This window comes from Roseateles sp. PN1, from assembly GCF_038419725.1.
Taxonomy (GTDB): domain Bacteria; phylum Pseudomonadota; class Gammaproteobacteria; order Burkholderiales; family Burkholderiaceae_C; genus Paucibacter_A.
Window position 1 is genome coordinate 221211 of sequence record NZ_JBCARA010000011.1, and the last position, 8981, is coordinate 230191.

Consider the following 8981-nt stretch of genomic DNA (forward strand, 5'->3'; position numbering starts at 1 on the left):
AAGTGAAACACATCAAATTGGCAGGTTTGGCGCCGACTTTGGCCGCGGCTGCGGCGCTGGTTTTGGCAATGAGTTCGGCGCAAGCCGCCACACTCAAACTCAGCGGCCCGGTTGTGGCGGTGGCGCCGGGTGATACCTTCAACGTCATGATGTCCGGCACGGACTTTTCGACGGCGATTGTGGGCGGCGGGGCGAACCTGTCATTTGCTGCCGCTGCGCTGGAACTGGTGTCGGTCAGCTTTGACCCGAGCTGGAACTTCTATGTTTCAGCGGGCACGTTGGACAGTGCTGCGGGGACGGTGACCGATATGTCCTTCAACATCTTTGGCGCCAAGTCCGGCAGTTTTGAGGTCGCGACGCTGGTGTTTAAGGCCTTGCAGCCGGGCAATACCCAGATTGACCTGTTCGGCAGTGATGCTTTCCCGTTTGGCAGCATCGATGGTGAGGCTTTGGCGGTGACTTATGCGGGCACGCAGGTGCAGATCAACAGCCCGGTGCCGGAGCCAGCTTCTTGGCTCTTGCTGGCCGGCGGGCTGGGCTTGTTGGGCTGGAGGCGGCAGGCTCGCCTAGATCGCTGAAGGACGCGTAGCGCAGTGGACGGCCCTGATGCTTGAGCTAGAGGGCCGCCGCTGGCTTTAACTTGTCATTGCGGCAGAGTGATCTGCCGCTGATTGAAGCCTATCGTTTTGCCGAGCAATTTGACCGTTGCGCTGGTGCCCGCGAAGCTCACTGCCACTGGGGTCACTTTGCAGTCCTCACGAATTACCGTGACCAAGACGGCCTCCTTGCTGGCAGCAGTGACAGTGAAACGGCCGTGAAACTGCGCCGGCAAGCTATTGCCCGGCGGCACATCCCAGGCGCTGGTTTGCGAGAAGCTGCCGCTCGGGCCATAGTGATTAATGCAGGCACTGGCACCCTTGTTGTTGGCGACGATGGCGTCACTGAATAGCGTGAAGGCGGCCGGCGCGTGGTAGTTCAACTCCCAACGCCTAGCGGTGTCGCTGGTGAGCCAGTCGTAGATCACGATTACGCCATCGTCCTTGAAGTAGCCGAAGGAGCGCACTGCGTTGCTCAGCAAGGGCTTCCATTGCCCATTGCTGGGATTCACCGACCGGTAGGCCAGGGTGGCGTCGCCGGTGGCGGCAGCCAAGCCCTTGATGTCGACTTGGTTCAGGATTTTTGCGTTGGGCATCATGCTCGACGCGGGCTTTGTTGGCCCACTGATGCGGGAATCGCTACCGCCCTGGCCGATGCCACCGTCAAAGCTCACCGCGTTCTTGTAGCGCGTTGCGCGCGTCACGGTGCTGTGGTGGGGTGACTGGTAGTAGTCGTAATAGCCGCTGCTGATCAGCAGGTCTTTGCCTTTGGAAACAAAGACAAAGCTGTTCTGGTCGGCATGTGAATGGTGGTAGCTTCCTTCATCGCTGGCTCTGAAGAAGAAGCTGCTGCGCAGTGAGTCGGCGGGTTTGTTGTGAATGGCCAAGAGGCCGCTGTCCACGAACATCCAGCTTTGCTTGCTCGGAGGGACTGGCGTTACCTTGGGCAAAGACAGGCCGGTCCACATGAAGTTCTGTGGCGCGATATAGGTGTTGACTGTGGCGTTGGCGGGGTTGACGCGCCAATACCATTCATGCTCGGGCTTGCGGCTGACGGAGGCATAGAGCCGGAAGGCGTCATAGGCATAGACTCGGTACATCCAGTTGGTTTCTGTGCCGTCGCCAAAAGCGTTCATTTGGTCGACATTGGGCGCGGTGAAGGCGATGAAAAAGTCGCCGAAATTGCGCACCAGAGCGCGCTTGGTCATGTCGACGTTGGCGATCAACCGGATATTGGCCACGGTGCGTGCGAAGTCACCGATGCCCCACCAGGCGTAGGCAATGCTGGCAGCGCTGCTGCCATCGTCGCCGCTGTGCGGGTCGATGATGCTTAGGTAGGCCTCCCACACCTGTTCCAGCCACTGCTTGCTCTCGGGAAAGCCGGGGGTGCCCGCGATCAGCAGCAAGGACTCCAAGGCATACCCTACGGCGGTGTTCTCAAATGCGGCGTAGGGCGTGTCGTCCAGCTTCTTGATGGAGGCCAGAACATCGGCAAGCCGCGCCCTGACTGCCGAAGCGATCTGCTGGCGCTGGCTGGCAGTCAGATAGGCCCACATCGAATCGGCCCCGATGGACAAGGCCAAATGAATGCTGCGGTTGGCTTGAGGTTGACTGGCCTCACCCGTGACTCCGGTGGGCGCCCAATTGGATAAGTTGACGATGCGGGCGACTGCCGCATCGCGGTACTTCTTCTCAGTGGTCAGATTGGCGGCGTAGCAAAGTGCTTCGATGAAGCGCAACTCTGAGTCGCCCGCGGCCCGCAGCGAGGTGAGGTAGGTGTTTGTTTCGGCCACGCTGGCGTTGGCGGACTTGGCTCTGACGTCGGGCACTGCGGGGATGGGGGCCGCAAGTGCACGATCGGCTTCACGCAGCAGGCCCGCGTATGCCCCCTTCAATTCACCCGAACGGATCGAGCTAGACAAGGCGGCGAAGTTGGCGCCAGCCGGTAGGACACGCGGGTGGGCTTTGTTCAGCACGCGCTGTGAAAATTCGGCGCCTAGCGGCAGCACACCAGCGAGCGGTGATGCTTGTATCGAGAACCGCCGGTCCATTGAAGTGACGGTGGCGCCGTTGCTGCTCAGGTAGCTGACGTTCCACTGATACAGCCCGTCGGGCAGCGCTTGAGCCAGCACGGTTCGAGGTACATCCGTCGTCTTGCGCAGCAATTCCTTGCCACTGCTGTCTTTGAGGACGAAGGTCCAGGGCGCGACCTTGTTGCGATCGGCAGGCTGCGGCCAAGAAAAGGCCGGGGCATTGTCGACCAGCATGCGGCAGTCGCTAGGCCACAGGCGCTTGGCTTCTGGCTTAGCGGTCTCGATGAAGTCCGAGGCGGGTGTTGCAACGCAAGCGCTGGCCTGTGCAGGCAGTACGCCGCTTCCCTTCAAGAGGCCAGGCGTCGCTGTCGCACCCGCTTGGGTCGTCGCCTGTGCTGACGGTGAGACCAACTCAGTGGCGGCCGCATCGGTGATGGCTTGGCTGATGGGCTGCCCGCCAATGCTTGTTGGTAGCGAGCCCGGTGTAGCAGTGCCAGCGGTGGCAGTGGTGGCAGATGTTGCGTTGTTCGTTGTCGCGCCCTTGGCGGCCGTGGCGACAGCGGGTGTGGTGGATGGCAGCGGCTTTGCCGCCAGTGGCTGCGCAGTTGCAGCGCTGGCAGCATCTGATTGGGCCGAAGCGGCAAGTTCCGGGGCCGATGCCATCAAATCCGGACTGCTGGCGGCCGGCGCATTCGCGGCCCCAGGGTCTGACGGCGCCATGGCGGCTGTCGATTGCTCCGGTCCTCCGCCTCCGCCCCCTCCGCATCCAAGCAATAGGACACTACTCGCGATCAAGCTCAGCATAGGGGCCTTAGGAAAATGGGGGGGACGCTTGTTCATGGTGCCGGGGTACTCGCTGCCTACTGCCGTGGATGCAACTCAAGCTCCTGGCGCGCTGCGAGGCGCAGGCGCGACCACAGGGTCTTGAGGACTGCTGTCGCCTGGACTTCGGCCGATCATGTTGATGCTTGAGCGCAAACACGGCGATATCGGCGGCACTTCACGCAGCTTTACTTTCTGGCGGCTCCGGCCTGCGTGTCGGGACGTTGACGCCATTCTTTGACCAACAAGCCAAAGAAGGCCATGTCTTCAATGAAGTAGCGCCGGAACATGCGTCGCGGCTCTTGCAAGAAGCGGTAGAACCACTCCAGCCCGGTTTTTTGCATCCAGACCGGCGCGCGTTTGACCTTGCCGGCGGCGACGTCGAAGGTGCCACCCACGCCCATGGCGAAGGGGATCTTCATGGTGGCCTGGTAGGCGCCCAGGAATTGTTCTTTCTTGGGCGAGCTGATGGCGACGAAGAGCAGGTCGGCGCGGGCGTCGGCGATCTGCTGCACGATGGCGCCTTCTTCTTCGGGCTTCCAGTAGCCATTGCGGTAGCCGGCAAACACCAGATTCGGGTACTTATGGGCGTAGATGTCGCGCACCTTGGAGACGATTTCTTCCTTGGCGCCCAGCAGATAGACGCGCCAGCCTTTTTCGGCCGAGCGCTTCATCAGGGACTCAAACAGGTCCACGCCGGCCACCCGTTCCTTGAGTGGCTTGCCCAGCAGGCGCGAGGCCCAGACGACGGGCATGCCGTCAGCATTGATCAGGGCGCAGTCATTGATGATCTGGCGCAGTTCGGGGTCTTTTTGTGCTTTGACCAGCTTGTCAACGTTAACCACCACATGCTGGTGCGGTTTGCCGCTGGCGATGAAGCCCTCGATGGTCTGAAGCGTTTCTTCCATCGACAGGTTGTCGACGGTGCAGCCCATCATTTGAATGCGAGGGCGCTGGGCGATGATGCTCGCGCCGCTCATGCCAGCTTCTCCGCCAGGATGGCGACGATACGATCGGCCGACTTGCCGTCCCACAGCGCCGGGCGCCGGCCGCGCTTACCGCCGTTGCGGAGGGCTTCAAGCGCCAAGGGGATGATGACGGCGGGGTCGGTGCCGGCCAGCACATTGCTGCCTTCGTCGACGGTGATGGGGCGTTCGGTGTTCTCACGCATGGTGATGCAGGGCACGCCCAGGGCGGTGCTTTCTTCCTGCAGGCCACCGCTGTCGGTGAGGATGAGCACGGCGTCTTTCCACAGGTGCAGGAAGGACATATAGGCCTGCGGGCCCATCAACTCGACATTGCTGCCCAGATTGATGCCGAACTTTTCGATATTGGCGCGGGTGCGCGGGTGCACCGGGAAGACCAGCGGCAGCTCGGCCGAAACGGTGCGCAGCACGGTCGCGATGCGCTCCAGCGCCTCGGCGCTGTCCACATTGCTGGGGCGGTGCAGGGTGACTACGCCGTAGCGGGCACGGCGGCGCTTGTATGCATCGCTTTCCAGGCCAGTGGTGTCGGCGGTGGCCTTGAGCTTGTCGGCTTGGAACAGCACGTTGTCGGCCATCACATGGCCCACGTCCCAGACCACGGCGGGGTCTTTGCCTTCGCGGGCCAGATGCTGGCTGGCGCTGGGCTCGGTGACGAAGAACCAGTCGGTGATGGCGTCGGTGACGAGGCGGTTGATTTCCTCGGGCATGGTCATGTCGCCGCTGCGCAGGCCGGCTTCCACATGGGCCACCGGCACATTGGCCTTCTTGGCGACGATGGCGCAGGCCAGGGTGGAGTTGACATCGCCCACCACCAGGCAGGCGGCTGGCTTCTCGCTGGCGCACAAGGCCTCGTAGGCCTGCATGATCTTGCCGGTTTGCTCGGCATGGCTGCCGCCGCCACAGCCCAGGCGTACATCGGGCGCGGGGATGCCCAGCTCCTCGAAGAACACGTCGTTCATGTCGCGGTCGTAGTGCTGGCCGGTGTGGATGATCTTGAAGGCCAGTCGGCCATCCGCCTGCAGGGCTCGCACGATGGGCGCGATCTTCATGAAATTCGGGCGGGCACCGGCGATCAGGTGAATGCAGGGTTGGGTCATCAGTTGAGTACTCGGCAGTGGTGCGAAAGATGCGGCTGTGGCCTGGGTGGCCAAGCGGCGGATGCTTTGCAAGCGTTTGATTCTATGGGGGGCGGGTGAAGGTTCTGTGGCGCCGTGCCTGCAGGCTGGGGCCTCATTCGTGGGGCTGAACTCGCCGCGGTATAGGCCGATTTGAATGCCGCAATGCCGTCATATGCCGCCGCTAAGCTTGGCGCTGAGCCAAACCACATATTCCGGGGGGTGAAGTTTGGCCTGAGGGCTGCCGAGAGCTGGAGAGACTCGGCGAGAATGCGCCAGCCGCAAGTCTTGCGGTAGGGCGGCGATGCCAGATCAGGGTCGGTTGCGGCGCCGATCAGCATCGAATCAGGGAGATTGCGTGAAAGTACTTGTCACCGGCGCGGCCGGCTTCATTGGTATGCATGTCAGCCAGCTCCTGCTGGCACGCGGTGACCAGGTGGTGGGCCTGGACAATCTGAACGATTACTACGACCCCCAGCTCAAGCTGGACCGACTGGCGCGCTTGACGCCGCTGCCGGGTTTTAGCTTTGTGAAGTTGGATGTGGCCGACCGGGCTGGCATGGAAGCCCTGTTTGCGCGCGAGAAGTTCGACCGCGTTGTGCACCTGGCCGCGCAGGCCGGGGTGCGCTACTCCATTGAGAATCCGCACGCCTATATCGACAGCAATATCGTTGGCTTCACCAACATCCTGGAAGGCTGCCGCCACAACGGCGTTGCACACCTGGCCTATGCGTCGAGCTCCAGCGTTTACGGTGGCAACACCTTGATGCCATTCTCTGAGCATCACAGCGTGGATCATCCGGTGAGCTTGTACGCCGCGACCAAGAAGGCCAATGAGCTGATGGCGCACACCTACAGCCATCTGTTCCGCCTGCCCACCACAGGCCTGCGCTTCTTCACGGTGTATGGCCCCTGGGGCCGGCCGGACATGGCCTTGTTCTTGTTCACCAAGGCCATCATCGAAGGCAAGCCCATCAATGTGTTCAATCACGGCAAGATGGTGCGCGACTTCACCTATGTGGACGACATCGCCGAAGGCGTGGTGCGCGTGCTGGACCGTGTGGCCACGCCCGAGCCGGGCTATGACGCCGACAAGAGCGACCCTGCGCATTCCAACGCGCCTTACCGCATCTTCAATATCGGCAACCATGCGCCGATTCAGCTGATGGACTTCATTCAGGCCATCGAGAAGGCGGTGGGCAAAGAGGCCGCCAAGAACTATCTGCCATTGCAAGACGGCGATGTGCCCGCCACCCACGCGGATGTGGAAGAGTTGGCGGCCTGGACCAACTTCCGCCCGGCCATGCCTGTGCCCGAAGGTGTGGCCAAGTTTGTGGCTTGGTATCGGGACTACTACAAGCTGTGATGCCATCGTGCGCGCACATTGCAGGGCGCGCTCGCTTCAAAAAATTCCCGCGCCTTTCGCGCCAGATTCGAGGATTAGCTGAATGAAAGTTACCGCCATCGGTACGGGTTATGTCGGTTTGGTCACGGGCGCTTGTCTGGCCGAGATGGGCAACCATGTGGTCTGCCTGGATGTGAATGAGGAAAAGATCCGGGTGCTCAATGCGGGTGAGATTCCCATCCATGAACCTGGCTTGCTGGAAGTGGTGCGCCGCAATGTCGCGGCGGGGCGCTTGCAGTTCACGACCGATGTGGACCTGGCTGTCAATCACGGCACCATCATGTTCATCGGCGTGGGTACGCCGCCCGATGAAGATGGCTCGGCCGACTTGCAATATGTGTTGGCAGCGGCGCGGTCCATCGGCCAGCGCATGACGGACTACAAGGTCATCGTCGATAAGAGCACGGTTCCAGTGGGCACGGCCGACAAGGTGCGTGAAGTCATTGCCGAAGAATTGACCAAGCGCGGCTTGAGCGATATGGCCTATGCCGTGGTGTCCAACCCCGAGTTCCTCAAAGAAGGTGCGGCGGTGGAAGACTTCATGAAGCCCGACCGCATCATCGTGGGCTCAGAGGACGAGCAAGCGACCCTGCTGATGCGCGCGCTGTATGCGCCCTTTACCCGCAACCACGACCGCCTGGTCGTGATGGACCTGCGCAGTGCCGAGTTCACCAAGTACGCGGCCAACGCCATGCTGGCCACCCGCATCAGCTTCATGAATGAGATGGCTTTGCTGGCCGAGAAGGTAGGCGCCGATATCGAACTGGTGCGGCGCGGCATCGGCTCCGACCCGCGCATCGGCTACAGCTTTTTGTATGCCGGCGCAGGCTACGGCGGCTCGTGCTTTCCCAAAGATGTGAAGGCACTGATTCGTGCGGCTCAGGGTGAGGGCATCCCGCTGCGCGTGCTCAGCGCGGTGGAAGAGGCCAATGAGCGGCAGAAGATGCTGCTGGTGGACAAGGTCGTGGCCCGCTTCGGTGATGACCTGGCTGGCCGGCATTTCGCCGTCTGGGGCCTGGCCTTCAAGCCCAATACCGACGATATGCGCGAGGCGCCTGCGCTGGTCATCGTGCAGGAGTTGCTGCGCCGTGGCGCTACCGTGGCCGCCTACGACCCGGTGGCTATGCCCGAGGCCAAGCGCTTGTTGGCAGGTGCCGCAGGGCTGCAGTTCTGTGAACGCGCCGAGCAAGCCCTGGAAGGGGCTGACGCCTTGCTGCTGGTCACGGAGTGGAAAGAGTTCAAGAGCCCCGACTTCGATGCCATCAAATCCAGCTTGAAGCAGCCGGTGGTGTTTGATGGCCGCAATCAGTACGAGCCTGCTTTGATGAAGGCGCTGGGCATCGAGCATTGGGGCATTGGACGCGGCCAGACTCAGCATTGATGCTGAAGAGTGATATCGCGGGACAAAAGAAAAGGGCCGCGAGGCCCTTTTTCAATTCTTCTGCACCAAGCTCTCACTCGAAGTGCTTTGCATCGGCAAGCAGCGGCGCTTTGGCATCCTTCTCCGCCAGCACAGGCGCCACGCCCGTCTCCGGCCACTGAATGCCAATCGTCGGGTCATCCCAGCGCACACAGCCTTCGGCCTGGGGTGCGTAGAAGTCAGTGGTTTTGTAGAGGAAGTCGGCCGTCTCGCTCAGTACCAAGAAGCCGTGCGCGAAGCCGGGCGGCACCCAGAGTTGGCGATGGTTGTCGGCACTCAGTTCCACCCCGACCCAGCGGCCGAAGTTGGCGCTGCTGCGGCGCATGTCCACGGCCACATCAAACACCGCGCCGCTGACCACCCGCACCAGTTTTCCCTGGGTGTGCGGGGGCAGTTGGTAGTGCAGACCGCGCAGCACACCGCGCGCTGAGCGTGAGTGGTTGTCTTGCACGAACCGAACTTCGTGGCCAACCGCTTTGTTGAACGTTTGCTCGTTCCAGCTCTCGGTAAAGAAGCCGCGGGCATCACCGAACACGCGCGGTTCGATGATCAGGACTTCGGGCAAAGCGGTGGGGGTGACATTCATGGTGAGGCTTAAAACGCT

7 protein-coding genes are annotated in these 8981 nt (G+C 61.8%); 3 read left to right on the forward strand and 4 right to left on the reverse strand.

Annotated elements, in window-relative coordinates; genetic code table 11:
• Nucleotides 1-2: 2 nt before the first annotated feature.
• Nucleotides 3-578: a cohesin domain-containing protein gene (locus AABB87_RS17630; protein ID WP_341972575.1), complete on the forward strand. Its 576-nt coding sequence runs from the start codon at nt 3-5 to the stop codon at nt 576-578.
• Between the two features lie 65 nt (nt 579-643).
• Here the strand turns inward: AABB87_RS17630 and AABB87_RS17635 are convergent, their stop codons facing one another.
• The 3 genes from AABB87_RS17635 to wecB all read right to left on the reverse strand — a co-directional run bounded on the left by AABB87_RS17635 (nt 644) and on the right by wecB (nt 5534).
• Entirely contained in the window at nt 644-3292 is a 2649-nt protein-coding gene (locus tag AABB87_RS17635) for a heparinase II/III domain-containing protein (protein WP_341972576.1), read from the reverse strand.
• Nucleotides 3293-3639: 347 nt separating this feature from the next.
• Nucleotides 3640-4431, reverse strand: coding sequence for a WecB/TagA/CpsF family glycosyltransferase (locus AABB87_RS17640; protein ID WP_341972577.1), 792 nt, complete (start codon nt 4429-4431; stop codon nt 3640-3642).
• A complete protein-coding gene (gene wecB / locus AABB87_RS17645; RefSeq protein ID WP_341972578.1) occupies nt 4428-5534 on the reverse strand; it encodes a non-hydrolyzing UDP-N-acetylglucosamine 2-epimerase in 1107 nt (368 codons plus the stop codon). The genes AABB87_RS17640 and wecB overlap by 4 nt, the downstream gene beginning before the upstream one ends.
• A 376-nt stretch (nt 5535-5910) precedes the next feature.
• Here wecB and AABB87_RS17650 point away from each other — a divergent pair, with 376 nt between their 5' ends.
• On the forward strand, nt 5911-6918 hold the full coding sequence (locus AABB87_RS17650) for an NAD-dependent epimerase (RefSeq protein WP_341972579.1): 1008 nt from the start codon (nt 5911-5913) through the stop codon (nt 6916-6918).
• An 82-nt stretch (nt 6919-7000) separates the two neighbouring features.
• Nucleotides 7001-8338 carry a UDP-glucose dehydrogenase family protein gene (locus tag AABB87_RS17655; RefSeq protein WP_341972580.1) on the forward strand — a complete coding sequence of 446 codons (1338 nt, stop codon included), beginning with the start codon at nt 7001-7003 and terminating at the stop codon, nt 8336-8338.
• Between the two features lie 73 nt (nt 8339-8411).
• On the opposite strand, the gene rfbC is transcribed toward AABB87_RS17655, so the two are convergent.
• Nucleotides 8412-8963 carry a dTDP-4-dehydrorhamnose 3,5-epimerase gene (gene rfbC, locus AABB87_RS17660; RefSeq protein WP_341972589.1) on the reverse strand — a complete coding sequence of 184 codons (552 nt, stop codon included), beginning with the start codon at nt 8961-8963 and terminating at the stop codon, nt 8412-8414.
• Nucleotides 8964-8981 lie beyond the last annotated feature (18 nt).

What these genes read in the sequence shown, in the direction of transcription:
- AABB87_RS17635 (WP_341972576.1), bottom strand. Translation starts at nt 3,292, where the DNA reads ATGGCATCGGCCCCGGAACTTGCCGCTTCGGCCCAATCAGATGCTGCC.
- AABB87_RS17640 (WP_341972577.1), bottom strand. Translation starts at nt 4,431, where the DNA reads ATGAGCGGCGCGAGCATCATCGCCCAGCGCCCTCGCATTCAAATGATG.
- wecB (WP_341972578.1), bottom strand. Translation starts at nt 5,534, where the DNA reads ATGACCCAACCCTGCATTCACCTGATCGCCGGTGCCCGCCCGAATTTC.
- AABB87_RS17655 (WP_341972580.1), top strand. Translation starts at nt 7,001, where the DNA reads ATGAAAGTTACCGCCATCGGTACGGGTTATGTCGGTTTGGTCACGGGC.
- rfbC (WP_341972589.1), bottom strand. Translation starts at nt 8,963, where the DNA reads ATGAATGTCACCCCCACCGCTTTGCCCGAAGTCCTGATCATCGAACCG.